Origin of the sequence: Streptomyces flavotricini (genome assembly GCF_020639365.1) — a bacterium.
Taxonomy (GTDB): domain Bacteria; phylum Actinomycetota; class Actinomycetes; order Streptomycetales; family Streptomycetaceae; genus Streptomyces; species Streptomyces flavotricini.
In genome coordinates, this window is record NZ_JAINUL010000001.1 from 3,846,775 (window position 1) to 3,863,259 (window position 16,485).

Genomic DNA, 16,485 nt, shown 5'->3' on the forward strand with positions numbered 1-16,485 from the left:
TCAACCGCCCGATTTGTAACTCCCCGTGGCCTTCTCGAAGACCTCGGTGACCTTGCCTTCGCCGTCCTGCGGACCGGTCACCATGACGACGTGGTAGCTGCCGCCGAGCGCCACGACGAAATTGCGGGCGACGACGTTGCGGCCGGTGCCGTCGATCCACGTGTAACGGCCGGTGACGCGGAGCTGGTCGCCGACCTTGGTGGTCTTGACGTCGCCCCCGCTGGCCCAGGTGGAGGACCGGTACGGGGCCAGCTCCGGCTCCTTGTCCTTCTGGTACGTCGCCGGGTCGGGATTGCCCTCGACCTTGTCGCGGCCGGGGACGACGGTCAGGACGTACTGGCCGTCGGTGTACCGGACCTGCCCCGCCTCGTTCATCCCGCGCCGCTCCCAGCCGCCGGGAACGGCGATCTCGAAGTGCTCGGGGTCCTGCTGGATGGTGTAGCCGGGGGGAGCGGAGGCGGGGGCGGCGGGGCTCTGGCTGGGCGTGGGCTTCGGCGACGGGGGGGCCGAAGGCGCCCGGGACGGGGCCTGCGCGGGGGTCTTGGCGACGGCGGCGGGCTCCTGCCCGGACTGCTCGGGCAGGAAGAGGAGGGCGTAGGCGACGGCTCCGGCGAGCAGGACGAGGACGCCGAGGAGCAGGCTCCGCCCGAGGGAGCGGGGCCCCCGGGCGGCGGCGGGATTGCGGTGGCGGCCGTGCAGGTCGCCGCGCCGGCGCACGACGGGCAGCCGCGCGGGATCCGGCTCCGGCATCGGGAGCGCGGCCGAGCCGCCGTCCGGCTCGGGGGCGGACCGTACGAGCGAGCGCAGCCAGCCGCGGAGCTCCTCGAAGTCGGGGCGCTCGGTGGGGTCCTGGCGCAGCAGCGACTCCACGACGGGGCGCAGCGGGCCGCACTCCTCGGCGAAGGCCGGGGGCTCGGCGCAGACCATGTCGACGAGTTCGGTGACGCTGTCCTCGGGGTACGGGGCGTGCCCCTGGACGGCGCGGTACAACAGCGCGCCGAGCCCCCAGAGGTCGGTGGCGGGCCCGACGGGCGCGGCCAGCTGCCAGGGCCCGGTGACGGACCCGGCCTGCTCGGGAGCCCACCGCTCGGTGACGGCTCCGACGACGGCCATCCGGGTCAACCGGGCCCGCTCGGCCCCCAGTCCCCGGAGCCCGCCCCCGCCCCATCCCTCGCCCGAGGCCCCGGGCCGCTGGCCCCCTTCCGGCGCGGCGTTCCCGGACCGGAGCCGCGCATCCGGCTGCCCGGGGACCCCGTGCGGAGCCGGCCCCGCGGAGCCCTGCGGCCCGGCCGGGCCGGGAGGCGCGAACGGCCCTGGGGGCGCGAACGGGGCGGCTTGCGGGCCTTCGGCACCCCGGCGCCCGCCCGGGCCGAGGCCCGCTCGGGCATCCGGCCGCTCGGGGAGTGCGTACGGGGCTGCGCCCGGACCCTCGGCCCCGTGCCGCGTCGGGAGCGGGTACGCGGCCGGGTCGGCGGCGTCGGCCCCGTCCGGCCGGAGCGGGCCGGGCTCGCCGGAGGGCAAGTACGAGGCCATGTTCGGGCCCTCGGCCCCGGTGCCGTGCGGCGGGGTCCGGCCGGCGAGGAGGGACGGGGCCGGGACTTCGGTCCACGGGGAGCCGGGTCCGCCGGACTCGCCCGTGTGGAGGTGGGCGGTCGGGTCCGGTGCCTCGGCCTGGCGGTAGCCCTCGGGCAGGGCCAGTTGCGCGGGCAGCGCGGGACGGCCCGTCGCCGGGTCGGGCCGCGCCTCGGGCTCGGGCCGCGCCTCAGCCCCGGGCCGCGCCTCGGGCTCGGGTCGCGCCTCGGGCTCGGGTCGCGCCTCGGGCTCGGGCCGCGTCTCCCGTTCCGACGGCTCGGCGGGCGGAAGCGCGGCCTGCCGGCGCGGTGTGGCCCCGTGCCACGGCGCGCTCGTACCGTTCTGCGGCCCCCCGTACGGATACGAGTACCCCTGCGGGAGGTTCGACCCCTGCGGCCTCGGCTCCGGAGCCGGCTCGGACCCGCCCTTGCGCTGCTCGGTGACCCGCGCGGCGGCGGCCCGGGCCCCCGCACGGTACGCGGCGATGGCCCCGGCGCGGGCGGCGGCCTTGAGGTCGGGCCGCTCCCCCGTCGCCCCGGGGGTGATGTGGTCGGAGTACCGCGGGCCGGTGTCGTACCCGGGCGCCACGAGCGGCGCGTAACCGCCCCCGCCGGGACCGCGGTCCGCCCCGTCGCCCGCGGGCCCGCCCCGTACGGCCGGCCCCGCGCCGGACGCCGTGTCCCGCCCCGGGTCATGGTCCGGCGCGGCCGTGTCCGGGAGCGCGGGCGGCGTGCTCCGCCCCTGCGCCACGCCGGGGTTCGACTCCGTGCCGGGCGCCCCGGTGCGGTCCGGAGCGGCGCCGGAACCGCGGCCCGTGCCCCAGCCCTTGACCGGCGGCGGGGGGTCCCAGGTCTCGGCACGGGGCTGCGCGGACTCCGCGGGGACCGGGTCGTAGCCGCACAGTGCGTCCTCCGCGGCGCCCGCCGCCAGGCCCGTCAGGACGACCCGGCCGTCATCGCATATCAACACGGTCCGGACCGTGATGTTCCGGTGCGTCCAGCCGTGCGCGTGCAGCACCCGCAGGGCGGTCAGGACGTCCGCCGCCACCTCGGCCGCCCGGTACGGGCTCAGCGGCTCCTCGGCGATGAGCGCGGCCAGCGGGCGTGCCGGGACCAACTCGCTCACTATCCACAGCGACCCGCCCTCGGCGAACACGTCGAAGACCTGGTCCAGCCGGGGGTGGTCCGGTACGGACGCGGCCGCCTGCGCGGCGGCGATCGCCCGGCGCACGGCCGGGAGTTCCCCCGTGGCGGCCGCCGGAGGTCTGGGGGTCTCCCCGTCCAGCAGCTCGGCGTCCACGATCTCGGGTAACGGCACCTGCCGTACCAGGACTTCCTGTCCGCTGCGCGTGTCGAAGGCGCGGGTCTCGACCAGTTCGTACTCGTCCGACGGCGGCAGCGGCAGACGGTAGCGGTCGGCCAGGATCCGGCCCGCGTAGTCCTCCACTTCGCCTCCCCCGAGTGCCGGGGCGCACGTCCCCCATGGCCCCACTGCCACGATACGTCGCGCAGGCCGCCCGCGTCCCGGGGCTGGAAAGGCTCGTCACCCGTCAGTGCGAGGGCCGTCGTCGCGGGGAACCCGTCGGCGCGTCACCGCCCGGTCCGGTGGGGGTGGTTCAGCCCAGGGGCTGGAAGGTCTGGAACGCCGTGTTGCGCATCGTCGTGCACTCCGGGGCGTCCCACTGGTCCGCCGGGCAGCTGATCATGATGGCGTAACCGTGCTTGGCGTCCACCTTGAAGCCGCGGTTGAGCACGCGGACCTTCATGCCCTTCTGCTCCCGCTCGAACTCCCAGTCCGCGACGGTCGGGTAGCCGTTGTACTCCGTCGTGTCGATCCGGATCGTGCGGTAGTTGGTGCTGGAGCTCGCCGTTCCGGCGACCGCCTCGGCCCATGCGGCGCGGGCGTCGTTGCCGGGGCTGGCGGTGTAGTCGACCTGGATGCGCGGGAAGCCGCCGTCGCGGCTGTATATCGCGCCGGAGTTCTCGCCGGCTATGCCCGTCACCTTGAAGCCCGACGGCATCACCATCGAGAAGTGGAACCCCGGGTCGGTCACCTTCGCGTAGCCGTCGGGGAGCCCTGCCGCGGGACCGCCCGGAGCGGAGCCCTGGCCCTGGCTCTGGCCTTGTCCCTGGGTCTGCCCCTGCCCCTGCCCCTGGCCCTGCTGCCCGCCCGGGGACTGGCCCTGGCTCGGCTCGCCACCGGCACTGCCGGTGCCGCCCTTGCCCGACGTGGCGTTGGTCCCGCCGGTCTTCGCGGACGGAGTGGGGTTCGGGCTGCCGGAGACCGTCGTACCCGGACCGCCCTTGCCCTCTTCCTTCTTCTTGTCCGCCGCGTCGTCACCGCTGAACGCGTACGCGATGAGCGAACCGATCACGGCGAGCGCGACGACCACACCCGTTATCGCGAGGGCGATCGTACGGCGGGACATGACGTCGGTCAGCGGCGCCGGGACCGGCGAGGGCCTGCCCGAAACCGGCGTGGACGCCGGGGACTCGGCCGCCGAGGCCGCCGTGGTCGCCGCCGCGGCGGCCGCGGCCTTGCGGGTCGCCTTCAGGGCGGCGCGGGCCCGTTCGCGCTGCTCGCGTTCGAGCCGCTCGCGCTCCTTCTTCTCCGCCTTCTCGGCGGCGCGTTCGGCCGCCTTCTCGGCGGCGGCCTTCGCCGCGGCCTCCTTGGCGTCGGCCAGGGAGATCTGCCGGGTCTCCTCGACGGCCGGGGCGAGGACCGGGGCGGCCACCGGCTCCGGCGCGTTGACGACGGCGGTGAGCATCGCCCGGGCCCGGTCGTCGTCGAGGCGGCGGGCCGGGTCCTTGGCCAGCAGGCCGTAGATGACCTCGGTCAGCGGACCGGCGTTCTTGGGCGGCTCCACCGGCTCGGTCATCACGGCGGTGAGGGTGGCGAGCGCGGAGCCCTTGTCGTACGGGGGCACGCCTTCGACGGCGGCGTACAGCAGGCCGCCGAGGGACCACATGTCGGCGGGCGGGCCCGGCTTCTGGCCGCGGGCGCGCTCGGGTGAGATGTAGGAGGGGGCGCCGACGAGCATGCCGGTCGAGGTGACGGAGGGGTCGCCCTCGACCTGGGCGATGCCGAAGTCGGTCAGGACGACGCGGCCGGTGCGGGCGATCAGCACGTTGGACGGCTTGACGTCCCGGTGCAGGATGCCCTGGCCGTGCGCGGCGCGCAGGACGTCGAGGACGGCGAGGCCGACCTCGGCGGCGCGGTGGGGGGTCAGCGGGCCGTTCTCACGGATGAACTCGGCCAGCGAGGGGCCCTCGATGAGCTCCATGACGATCCACGGGCGGCCGTCCTCGTCGACGACGTCGAAGACGGTGACGGCGCCGCCGCTGCGGATGCGGGCGATGGCCTTGGCCTCGCGCAGGGTTCGGGTGATGAGGCGGCGCTTCTCGTCCTCGTCGACACCGGTGCTGAAGCGGAGTTCCTTGACGGCGACGGTCCGGCCGAGGGTCTCGTCCTCGGCGCGCCAGACGGTCCCCATGCCGCCCTTGCCGAGCACTTCGCGCAGCCGGTAGCGGCGTGCGAGCAGGCGCCCCTCGTCCTGCCCGCCCTCGGCGGCCTTGGCGGCGGCGGCCTTGACGGCGGCGGCAACGGCGTCGGCCTTCTCGACGACGGGGTTGCTCGCGGGGGCCTTCTTCTCCTCCGCCGGCTCGGCAGGCTTGCCGAGGTCCGGCTTCGCCGCGGCCGGCGCGGCGGGCTCCGCCTCCTGCGGCGCGGCTGCTCTGCCCGCACCCGCCGCGGCGGACTTGCTCAGATCGGCCTTCGCCGCGGGCGGGCCGGCCGGCTTCGCGTCCTGCGGCGCACCGTCACCGGCGGCACCCGGGGCCGGCTCGCCGCCTTCGGCGACACCCGTCGCGGGCTCGGCGTCCTCGATCGCCGCCGCGTCCGCGCCCGGCTCGGGCTTCGCGGCGTCAGACTCCGCCGCGGGCACAGCGGCAGGCTTCGCAGTGCCCGGCTTCACCGCCGACGGAACAGCCGACTCCGCCACAGGCGCGGCGGCAGGCTTCGCCGCACGCGCAGCCTCCTGCTTCGCCGCAGGCGACTCGGCGGGCGACTCGGTGTGCTCCGGCTTCGACATGCGTCCCCTCTGCGATCGTGCCGCCTGCTGCCCCCGGGATCCCCGGTGGCCCGCTCCGGGAGAACCCGTGCGGTAACCCGCCCCGGCAGAACCCTCATTGTTCCTCACTCCGCAACGGACGGGCGCCCCGGGTCCGCGGTTCCCCCCTCCGCATCCCGGAGTTACAACGGAACGATGTCGGGAGCCCCCAGCCGCGCCGCATCCGCCGTCTGGTCGTCCGGCTGACGCTGCGATTCCCGTTCCGCCTGCACCCGCTTCTCGTAGTGTTCCACTTCCTTCTCGATCTGCTGCTTGTCCCACCCCAGCACCGGAGCCATCAGCTCCGCGCACTCCCGCGCCGACCGCGTCCCCCGGTCGAACGTCTCGATCGAGATCCGCGTCCGCCGCGTCAGCACGTCGTCCAGGTGCCGCGCCCCCTCGTGCGAAGCCGCGTACACCACCTCGGCCCGCAGGTAGTCGTCCGCCCCGCCCAGCGGCTGCCCGAGCCCCGGGTCCGCCGCGATCAGGTCCAGCAGTTCGTCCGTCATCGAGCCGTACCGGTTCAACAGGTGTTCCACCCGCGCCACGTGAAGGCCCGTCCGGGCCGCGATGCCGGCCCGCCCGTTCCACAGCGCCCGGTACCCCTCCGCCCCCACCAGCGGTACGTCCTCCGTCACGCACTCCGCGACCCGCTGGTCCAGCCCGTGCACCGCCTCGTCGACCGCGTCCTTCGCCATCACCCGGTACGTCGTGTACTTGCCGCCCGCCACCACCACCAGCCCCGGCACGGGATGCGCCACCGTGTGCTCGCGCGAGAGCTTGCTGGTGGCGTCCGACTCGCCGGCCAGCAGCGGCCGCAGGCCCGCGTACACCCCTTGTACGTCGTCCCGCGTCAGCGGCACCGCCAGCACCGAGTTGACGTGCTCCAGCAGGTAGTCGATGTCCGCGCTCGACGCCGCCGGATGCGCCTTGTCCAGGTCCCAGTCCGTGTCCGTGGTGCCCACGATCCAGCTGCGGCCCCACGGGATGACGAAGAGAACCGACTTCTCCGTGCGCAGGATCAGGCCCGTCGAGGAGTGGATCCGGTCCTTCGGTACGACCAGATGGATGCCCTTCGACGCCCGGACGTGGAACTGCCCCCGCTCCCCGATCAGCGCCTGCGTGTCGTCCGTCCACACCCCGGTCGCGTTCACGATCTGCCGCGCGCGGATCTCGTACTCGCCGCCGCCCTCCACGTCCTGCACGCGCGCCCCGACGACCCGCTCGCCCTCCCGCAGGAAGCCGACCGCCCTCGCCCGGTTGGCGCACTGCGCCCCGTACGCCGCCGCCGTCCGCACCAGCGTGGCCACGTACCGCGCGTCGTCCATCTGGGCGTCGTAGTACTGCAGCGCGCCGACCAGCGCGTCCTTGCGCAGCGCCGGGGCCACCCGCAGCGCGCGCTTCCGCGACAGGTGCCGGTGGACCGGCAGCCCCCGCCCGTGCCCGCTGGAGACCGACATCGCGTCGTACAGCGCGACGCCCGATCCGGCGTAGAACCGCTCCCAGCCCTTGTGCTGGAGCGGGTACAGGAAGGGCACGGGCTTCACCAGGTGCGGGGCCAGCCGCTCCAGCAGCAGGCCGCGCTCCTTCAGGGCCTCCCGCACGAGGGTGAAGTCCAGCATCTCCAGATAACGCAGACCGCCGTGGATCAGCTTGCTGGACCGGCTGGAGGTGCCGGACGCCCAGTCCCGGGCCTCCACCAGCCCCGTGGAGAGGCCTCTGGTCGTGGCGTCGAGCGCGGTGCCGGCGCCCACCACGCCCGCGCCCACCACCAGCAGGTCCAGTTCCCGCTCGGCCATCCGGGCGAGTGCCTCTTCGCGCTGGACCGGCCCCAGTGTCGCTGTCCTCACGGCTGCCTCCCGTCGGTGCGGGTCGTTCCCGCTCGGTGCGGGTGACCCCGCTCACATCCCCCGCTCACGATTCTGACCCGCCGCACCCACATCAGCCACCGCCTGTGGACAACACAACGGCGGCCATCACCCCGTAATACGACACATCGGTCATATATACGCCTAGTCTGACATCGCGCCAGCTCCACACTCCACCTGCACGGTCCACCGGAGTTGCGCACCCAGCCCCCTCATGCATGTCAGGGAAGGGATGGCACCCCATGCCCGCAGATCTCGCCGTCATCGGACTCGGCCACCTCGGCCTCCCGCTGGCCCAGGCGGCCGTCGCCGCCGGAATCGAGACGGTCGGCTACGACAGCGCTCCGGTGACAGCCGCAGCCACGGGACCCACCGGGGCCTCGGCCACCGCCACGGACTCCACCCTCACCGCCGCCGAGATCCGCCGCATGTCGGCCGCCGGCTTCCGGATCACCACCAACCCCGCCGAACTCGGCCGGGTCCGCACCGCCGTCATCTGCGCCCCCACCCAGCTCGGCGCCGACCGCGCGCTCGACCTCTCCGCCGTCGGCGAGGCGGGCCGCACGCTCGCCGCCCGGCTGCGCCCGCACACCACCGTCATCCTCGAATCCGCCGCCCACCCCGGCGTCACCGAGGACTACCTGCGCCCCATCCTGGAGGCCGGCTCCGGACTGCGCGCCGGCCGGGACTTCCACCTCGCCTACTCCCCCAGCCGCCTCGACCCCGGCAACCGGACGCACGGCATCGCCAACACCCCCAAGGTGATCGGCGGCCTCACCCCCGCCTGTACCGAGTCCGCGCACGCCTTCTACGCCCGCCTCACCGAGAAGGTGGTCCGGGCCCGCGGCCTGCGCGAGGCCGAGACCGTGCAGCTGCTGGAGACCAACTACCGGCACGTCAACATCGCCCTCATGAACGAGATGGCGGTGCTCTGCCACGACCTCGGCGTCGACCTCTGGGACGTCATCCGCTGCGCCGAGACCAAGCCGTACGGATTCCAGGCCTTCCGGCCCGGCCCGGGAGTCGGCGGCCGCAGCGTCCCCCTCGACCCCAACTACCTCCCGCACACCACCCGCACCCCGGGCCACCCCCTGCGCATGGTCGGCCTGGCGCAGGAGATCAACGGCCGGATGCCCCAGTACGTCATCCAGCGCTCGGCCACCCTGCTGAACGAGCACGGGAAATCGGCCCGCGGCGCCCGGGTCCTGCTGCTCGGGGTCACGTACAAACCCGACCTCGGCGACCAGGAGGGCTCGCCGGCCCGGGAGATCGCCAGTCGGCTCCTCGACCTCGGCGCACTGGTCAGCTACCACGACCCGTACGTCGCCGGATGGCACGTCAGGGACCGGCCGGTGCCCCGTGCCGAATCGTTGTACGAGGCCGCCGCCAACGCCGATCTGACGATCCTGCTCCAGCACCACCGCACGTACGACCTCCAAGGCCTCGCGGTGAAGGCGCAGTTGCTGCTCGACACCCGCGGGGCCAGCCCGGCGGGGGCGGCGCACCGGCTCTGACGGCGCCGGACCGCGCCCGACCACGCCCGACCTCGCCCGACCACGCCGGGAAAATCGCTTCAGCAGATGTCGGAGCCGCCTGCTAGCCTGCGGCGACTTATCTCGTCCATACGTCCCCGGCCGACCTCCGAGGACACCCGTATGCCCGAATCCCTGGGGGGGATTTCCACCATGAGCCAGCACGTCCAGCCGCCCGCGCCCGAGTCCGGCGCACCGGTCGCGGCCCCGGCCGTCCCGTACCCCGCCGAGCCCGCCCGCACCGGCAACATCGGCCTGGGCATCGCCGCGGCCGTGGTCGCCGCCCTGGCCGCGGCCGCCGCCTACGGCGGGATCATGAACGCGATCGACCGCCAGGTCGGCTACGCGGCGGTCGGCGTCGGCCTGCTGATCGGCTTCGCCGCCGGCAAGCTCGGCGGCAGGAACCCGGTGCTCCCCGTGGTCGGCGCGGTCCTCTCCCTCGGCGCCGTCTACCTCGGCCAGCTGTTCTTCATCGCGCTGGCCCTGGCCGACTACGGCAACGTCGGCCTCGGCGAGGTCTTCGACAAGGCGGGCGTCGGCGGCCTGAACGACATCTGGCAGGAGGGCGCGGACGCGATGGACTACGTCTTCCTCGCCATCGGCGGCTTCGTGGCCTTCGGCGCCGCCAAGAAGGCCGGCGACTGAGGCTCCGACGGACGACGCCGGACCGGCCACCAGGCCGCCCGGCGTCTCCGGCCTGCCCGCAGCCCGGCTTGCCGGGGAGCGACCCGGGAAACGACCAGTCCTCTCCGCGCTGCGCTGAGCAGGCACGATCGGGAATCGAACCCCTGTTGACGGCATGATCACCGGCCATATGATCCGCCGCGTGTCCGCTCATCCTCCGCTCGGCCGGCCCGTGTTCGAACCCGCCGACCGCATCCCCGCCCTCACCGCCCTGCGCGGCCACGTCCACGGCCGGAACTGGGACTCCGTCGCCGGCTCCTTCGCCGCGCTCACCGACGAGGACGACCGCGCCCTCGCCTGCCGCGTCGTCGCGGAGCAGCAGAACGCCGAGCCGTTCCTCAACCAGGTCATGGCCGGCGACCCGCGCGATCCGCTCGTGCGGACCCTGCTCGCCGACCGGCTGATCCAGACCGGCTGGGGCATCCGCTCGGGTTACCGGGCCCGGCACGTCTCGCGGGAGCAGTTCCAGCAGTTCCACGCCTTCCTGCGGCGTGCCGAGGTCCTGCTCATCGACGTCTGCGCCGAGTACCCCGACCACGCCCTCGCCTGGTACCTGCGCGTCATCACCTCGCGCGGCCTGGAACTCGGCCCGGGCGAAACCCGGCGCCGGTACGAGCGGCTCGCCGAGCACCACCCGCACCACTACTCCGGCCAGCAGCAGCTGCTCCAGCAGATCTGCCCCAAGTGGGGCGGCACCTGGGAGTCCGCGCACGGCTTCGCCGAGGAGTGCGCGAAGGCCGCACCGCCCGGAAGCCCGAACGGCGCCCTGGTCGCCGTCGCGCAGCTGGAGCGGTACCTGGAGCTGCGGGAGAAGGAGGGCGACCGGGCCGCAGGAACGTATCTGCGCACCCCGGGCGCCCACCAGGCCCTCCTCGACGCCGCCGCCCGCTCGGTCCTGCACCCCGCCGCCCGCGCCGACGCGTACCAGCTCGTCGGCGCGCACAGCGCGTTCGCCGCCGCCCACTGCGCGGCCGGCCGGCACGCCGAGGCCGCTGCGCACTTCCGCGCCCTCGGCGACCGCGCGAGCGAGTTCCCGTGGAGCTACGTCGGCAGCCACGACCACGAAGCCGAGTTCGTCCGCCACCGCAAGACCGCCCTGGCGAAGGGCTGAGGGACACCATGACGATGGACACCACCGCCGACCGCGACAGCGCGGCGGACCGCGGCACCACCACGCCCACGACCGACGCCGACGGCATCACCGACACCATCGTGGACGGCATCCGCACCGTCCTCGCCCCTCGCTCGGGACCCCTCACCGCCGGGCTCCTCTTCCGCGTCGGACGCGCCGACGAGACCCTCGCCACCAGCGGCATCACCCATCTGGTCGAGCACCTCGCCCTGCACCGGCACGGCCTCGGCGACCTGCACTACAACGGAGCCACCGCCGCCACGTACACCCACTTCCACGTCACCGGCACCCCGGCCGACGTGGTCGAATACCTCAACGGAGTCTGCGCGGCGCTGCGCGACCTGCCGATGGACCGGCTGGACACCGAGAAGGAGATCCTGCGCACCGAGGCCGCCGGCAAGAGCCACGGCCCGGGCCACGCCGCCACCCTGTGGCGCTACGGCTCCCGCTCGTACGGGCTCACCGCGTACGCCGAGGCGGGTCTGCACCACCTGACCGCGGACGACGTCCGCACATGGGCGCGGACCCGGTTCACCGCCGAGAACGCCGTCCTGTGGATCACCGGTGACCGCATCCCCGAGGGCCTCGACCTCAAGCTCCCGGCCGGTGCGTGGCACCCGACCCCGGCGGCCACCTCCGCGCTGCCCGTCACCCCCGCCTACTTCGCGGGCGACGACGGCGGGGTCGTCCTGACCGCCGTCGTGCCCCGCTCCACCGAGGCGGGGCTGTTCGCCGAGGTCCTGGGCAAGGAGCTGTTCCGCGAGCTGCGCCAGAAGAGCGGCTACTCCTACACCGCGACCGCCGACTACGCGCCCCGCGACACCGACTACGCGACCGTCATCGCCTACGCCGACGCCCTCCCGCAGAAACAGGACGCGCTGGTCGGCGCCTTCGTCGACGTCTTCGCGAAGCTGCGGGCAGGCCGGATCGACCAAGCCGACCTGGACGCCGTACGGGCCTCCGCGCTGGCGCAGTTCGACACGCCGGAGCTCGCCGCCTGCATGCTGCCCGGGCACGCCATGAACCTGCTGGTGCGCCACCGCAACCTCACCGCGGCCGAGGCCAGGGCCGAGATCGAGGCGGTCACCGTCGCCGACCTCCACCGGGTCGCGCGCGCCGTGTGGGCGGACGCCCTGATGCAGGTGCCCGGCCGGGGCGTGGACTGGGCGGGGCTGACGGCCGCGCCCGCCGAGTCCTCCGAGGTCGTCACCGGCCGCCGCTACTCCGCCCTGGAGGAGGGGAACGGCGCCCTGATCGTGGCGGACGACGGCATCAGCCTCTCCGCACCGCGCGGCCGGGTCACCATCCGGTACGCCGAATGCACTCTGCTGCAGGTCTACCCGGACGGCGGCCGGCACCTCGTGGGCGGCGACGGGTTCACCCTCACCGTCGAACCGACCCTGTACCGCATCACCGCGGCGGAGCTCGCCCGCCTCGACGCCGCCGTCCCGCCCGCCTCCGTGGTCCGCATGCCGCCGCGCGACCCGGGCCGGGTACCACAGCCGCGGAAGACCACCCCGAAGGCCGAGCCCGGCACGGCCCGGCACGCCTGGTTCACCGTACTGCTCTGGGTCCTCGGCATCCCCGCGGTGGTGCTGGGCGGCTTCACCGCGCTGTCGGCCTTCGTCGCGACCCAGGCCTCCAGGGACGACGGGATTCCGCCGGAGGACGCGCGCTTCCTGTTGGCGTGCCTGATCGTCTCGGCGGTGTTCGTGGTCCCGTGGGGCCTGCTCCTGCGCCGCCGCCAGCAGGGCCTGAACTGAACCGAACGCCGAAGGGCCGGCTCCCCGGATCGGGGAGCCGGCCCTTCGTGCCGGCGTACGTGCGTGCGGGTCAGCGGCTGTGCTGGGAGTCCGCGACCGTGACCTCCACGCGCTGGAACTCCTTGAGCTCGCTGTAGCCCGTGGTGGCCATCGAACGGCGCAGGGCGCCGAAGATGTTCATCGAGCCGTCCGGGGTGTGCGAGGGGCCGGTGAGGATCTCCTCGGTGGTGCCGACCGTGCCCAGGTCGACCTTCTTGCCGCGCGGGACGTCCTCGTGGACGGCCTCCATGCCCCAGTGGTTGCCCTTGCCGGGCGCGTCGGTGGCACGGGCCAGCGGGGAGCCCATCATCACGGCGTCCGCGCCGCAGGCCACGGCCTTCGGGATGTCGCCCGACCAGCCCACGCCGCCGTCGGCGATGACGTGCACGTACCGGCCGCCGGACTCGTCCATGTAGTCGCGGCGGGCCGCGGCCACGTCCGCGACGGCGGTGGCCATCGGGACCTGGATGCCGAGCACGTTGCGCGTGGTGTGCGCGGCGCCGCCGCCGAAGCCGACCAGGACGCCCGCCGCGCCCGTGCGCATCAGGTGCAGGGCCGCGGTGTACGTGGCGCAGCCGCCGACGATGACCGGGACGTCGAGCTCGTAGATGAACTGCTTGAGGTTCAGCGGCTCGGCGGCGCCGGAGACGTGCTCCGCCGACACGGTGGTGCCGCGGATCACGAAGATGTCCACGCCCGCGTCGACGACGGCCTTGGAGAACTCGGCGGTGCGCTGCGGGGAGAGGGCGGCGGCGGTCACGACGCCGGAGTCGCGCACCTCCTTGATCCGCTGACGGATCAGGTCCGCCTGGATCGGGGCGGAGTAGATCTCCTGGAGGCGGCGGGTGGCGGCCTCCTCGTCCAGCTCCGTGATCTCGTCGAGCAGCGGCTGCGGATCCTCGTAGCGGGTCCACAGGCCTTCGAGGTTCAGCACGCCGAGGCCGCCGAGCTCGCCGATGCGGATGGCGGTCTGCGGGGAGACGACCGAGTCCATGGGGGCGGCGAGGAACGGGAGCTCGAAGCGGTAGGCGTCGATCTGCCAGGCGATCGAGACCTCCTTCGGGTCCCGCGTACGCCGGCTCGGGACGATGGCGATGTCGTCGAACGCGTACGCCCTGCGGCCGCGCTTGCCGCGCCCGATCTCGATCTCAGTCACGTGTGGTGGCCTTTCCTCTGGGTCTGCCCGTCCAGTATCCCCGAACCCCGGCGCCCCGCGTTCCGGTGACCGCTGTACGGACGCAACGTCAAGGGGGCGGGTCCGGCCGGACCCGCCCCCTGCGTGCGCCGTGGACTCAGCCCTTGCGGCTGTAGTTCGGCGCCTCGACGGTCATCTGGATGTCGTGCGGGTGGCTCTCCTTGAGCCCCGCCGACGTGATGCGGACGAAGCGGCCGCGGTCCTGGAGCTCGGGCACCGTGCGGCCGCCGACGTAGAACATCGACTGGCGCAGACCGCCGACGAGCTGGTGCACGACCGCGGAGAGCGGGCCGCGGTAGGGGACCTGGCCCTCGATGCCCTCGGGGATGAGCTTGTCGTCGCCGCCCACGCCCTCCTGGAAGTAGCGGTCCTTGGAGAAGGAGCGCTGGTCACCGCGGGACTGCATCGCGCCGAGCGAGCCCATGCCGCGGTACGACTTGAACTGCTTGCCGTTGATGAAGAGCAGCTCGCCCGGGGACTCCTCGCAGCCCGCGAGGAGCGAGCCGAGCATCACCGTGTCGGCGCCCGCGACGAGCGCCTTCGCGATGTCTCCGGAGTACTGCAGGCCGCCGTCGCCGATGACCGGGACGCCGGCCGCCTTCGCGGCGAGGGAGGCCTCGTAGATGGCGGTGACCTGCGGGACGCCGATGCCGGCGACGACGCGGGTGGTGCAGATGGAGCCGGGGCCGACGCCGACCTTGATGCCGTCGCAGCCGGCGTCGATCAGCGCCTGGGCGCCGTCGCGGGTGGCGACGTTGCCGCCGATGACGTCGACGGAGGAGTTCGACTTGATCTTGGCGACCATGTCGCCGACCAGGCGGGAGTGGCCGTGGGCGGTGTCGACGACGATGAAGTCGGCGCCCGCCTCGATCAGCGCCTGGGCGCGGTCGTACGCGTCGCCGGCGACGCCGACCGCGGCGCCGACCAGGAGGCGGCCGTCCTTGTCCTTGGCGGCGTTCGGGTACTTCTCCGCCTTGACGAAGTCCTTGACCGTGATGAGGCCCTTGAGGATGCCCGCGTCGTCGACCAGCGGCAGCTTCTCGATCTTGTGGCGGCGCAGCAGCTCCATGGCGTCGACGCCGGAGATGCCGACCTTGCCCGTGACCAGCGGCATCGGGGTCATGACCTCGCGCACCTGGCGGCTGCGGTCCGACTCGAAGGCCATGTCGCGGTTGGTGACGATGCCGAGCAGCTTGCCGGCCGCGTCGGTGACGGGGACGCCGGAGATGCGGAACTTCGCGCACAGCTGGTCGGCCTCGCCCAGCGTCGCGTCCGGGTGCACCGTGATCGGGTCGGTGACCATGCCGGACTCGGAGCGCTTGACCAGGTCGACCTGGTTGGCCTGGTCGGCGATGGACAGGTTGCGGTGCAGTACGCCGACGCCGCCCTGGCGGGCCATCGCGATGGCCATGCGGGCCTCGGTGACCTTGTCCATGGCGGCGGAGAGCAGCGGCACGTTCACGCGGACGTTGCGCGAGATGAGGGAAGAGGTGTCGATCGCGTCAGGCGACATGTCCGACGCGCCCGGCAGCAGCAGCACGTCGTCGTAGGTCAGTCCGAGCGTGGCGAATTTGTCGGGCACTCCGTCGGCGGTCATGACACCTTCCCAAATGGTCTTGCTCAGCGCGGATGTCCATGCTAACGGGATCCCGACGCGTCTCATTCCACGACCAAGGTCAAGCAGAAGTTTCGTCTGTTCCTACGAAGATCTACTGCTCGGCGAGCGCGCGCAGCCGGCTGAGGGCGCGGTGCTGGGCCACCCGCACCGCGCCGGGGGACATGCCGAGCATCTGCCCGGTCTCCTCGGCCGTCAGGCCGACCGCCACCCGCAGCACGAGCAGCTCGCGCTGGTTCTCCGGAAGGTTGGCCAGCAGCTTCTTGGCCCAGGCGGCGTCACTGCTCAGCAGCGCCCGCTCCTCCGGGCCCAGCGAGTCGTCCGGCCGCTCCGGCATCTCGTCGGAGGGCACGGCCGTGCTGCCCGGGTGCCGCATGGCGGCCCGCTGCAGGTCGGCGACCTTGTGTGCGGCGATGGCGAAGACGAAGGCCTCGAAGGGCCGGCCGGTGTCCCGGTAGCGCGGCAGCGCCATGAGGACGGCGACGCAGACCTCCTGAGCGAGGTCCTCCACGAAGTGGCGGGCGTCGCCCGGAAGCCGCGAGAGCCGGGTTCTGCAGTAGCGGATGGCCAGCGGGTGCACGAAGGCGAGCAGATCGTGCGTCGCCTGCTCGTCACCCTCGACCGCTCTGCGTACGAGCGCGCTGACGGCCCCGGCGCTGCCGCTTTTGGCGGCGCCGGTGGAGCCTGTGGCCGTGGGTGACCCCTGGGCCTCGTCGTCGCGCATCAATCCATGGTGCCTTGGCGCCGGAGCATTCGCGCCGCCACGGCCCGTGTTGTGCGTCGAAGCGTTATGAGCGGGTGCGCCTGGACTCGTCACTGCGCCCTCCCCTCCCGCTCGACCGAATACTCCCCGAGGCCCCATCCCAGAAAATGCGCCACACCTCAAGCATGCGGCATCGCGCGCGAAGCGACACGTCCCCCGATTGTGCCCCGCCCATCCCCGGGTGCGCACCGGGTACGGAGGGACGGGAACGGAC

Annotated in this window: 10 protein-coding genes; 4 read left to right on the forward strand and 6 right to left on the reverse strand. The window is 73.7% G+C overall.

Features of this window, described 5'->3' with window-relative positions; all coding sequences use genetic code 11:
- The 3 genes from K7B10_RS17205 to K7B10_RS17215 form a co-directional block, all read right to left on the reverse strand.
- Positions 1 to 3,018 carry a serine/threonine kinase C-terminal domain-containing protein gene (locus tag K7B10_RS17205; protein WP_229336924.1) on the reverse strand — a complete coding sequence of 1,006 codons (3,018 nt, stop codon included), beginning with the start codon at positions 3,016 to 3,018 and terminating at the stop codon, positions 1 to 3.
- A gap of 169 nt (positions 3,019 to 3,187) precedes the next feature.
- Positions 3,188 to 5,662: a serine/threonine-protein kinase gene (locus K7B10_RS17210; protein WP_267501415.1), complete on the reverse strand. Its 2,475-nt coding sequence runs from the start codon at positions 5,660 to 5,662 to the stop codon at positions 3,188 to 3,190.
- A gap of 161 nt (positions 5,663 to 5,823) precedes the next feature.
- On the reverse strand, positions 5,824 to 7,530 hold the full coding sequence (locus K7B10_RS17215; RefSeq protein WP_229336928.1) for a glycerol-3-phosphate dehydrogenase/oxidase: 1,707 nt from the start codon (positions 7,528 to 7,530) through the stop codon (positions 5,824 to 5,826).
- Positions 7,531 to 7,790: 260 nt separating this feature from the next.
- Here K7B10_RS17215 and K7B10_RS17220 point away from each other — a divergent pair, with 260 nt between their 5' ends.
- The 4 genes from K7B10_RS17220 (at position 7,791) to K7B10_RS17235 (ending at position 12,659) form a co-directional block, all read left to right on the forward strand.
- Positions 7,791 to 9,062, forward strand: coding sequence for a nucleotide sugar dehydrogenase (locus K7B10_RS17220; RefSeq protein WP_229336930.1), 1,272 nt, complete (start codon positions 7,791 to 7,793; stop codon positions 9,060 to 9,062).
- Positions 9,063 to 9,233: 171 nt separating this feature from the next.
- Complete coding sequence (locus K7B10_RS17225) at positions 9,234 to 9,725, forward strand: hypothetical protein (RefSeq protein ID WP_229336932.1); 492 nt, start codon at positions 9,234 to 9,236, stop codon at positions 9,723 to 9,725.
- Positions 9,726 to 9,906: 181 nt separating this feature from the next.
- Complete coding sequence (locus tag K7B10_RS17230; protein ID WP_229336934.1) at positions 9,907 to 10,875, forward strand: hypothetical protein; 969 nt, start codon at positions 9,907 to 9,909, stop codon at positions 10,873 to 10,875.
- An 8-nt stretch (positions 10,876 to 10,883) separates the two neighbouring features.
- Entirely contained in the window at positions 10,884 to 12,659 is a 1,776-nt protein-coding gene (locus tag K7B10_RS17235) for a M16 family metallopeptidase (RefSeq protein WP_229336936.1), read from the forward strand.
- 70 nt (positions 12,660 to 12,729) lie between these two features.
- Here the strand turns inward: K7B10_RS17235 and K7B10_RS17240 are convergent, their stop codons facing one another.
- The 3 genes from K7B10_RS17240 to K7B10_RS17250 all read right to left on the reverse strand — a co-directional run bounded on the left by K7B10_RS17240 (position 12,730) and on the right by K7B10_RS17250 (position 16,232).
- A complete protein-coding gene (locus K7B10_RS17240) occupies positions 12,730 to 13,854 on the reverse strand; it encodes a GuaB3 family IMP dehydrogenase-related protein (protein WP_229336938.1) in 1,125 nt (374 codons plus the stop codon).
- A 136-nt stretch (positions 13,855 to 13,990) separates the two neighbouring features.
- The gene (guaB, locus tag K7B10_RS17245) at positions 13,991 to 15,490 is read right to left on the reverse strand and encodes an IMP dehydrogenase (protein ID WP_030864313.1); all 1,500 of its coding nucleotides are present in this window, start codon (positions 15,488 to 15,490) and stop codon (positions 13,991 to 13,993) included.
- 112 nt (positions 15,491 to 15,602) lie between these two features.
- A complete protein-coding gene (locus K7B10_RS17250) occupies positions 15,603 to 16,232 on the reverse strand; it encodes a sigma-70 family RNA polymerase sigma factor (RefSeq protein WP_030864315.1) in 630 nt (209 codons plus the stop codon).
- Between the last annotated feature and the right edge of the window lie 253 nt (positions 16,233 to 16,485).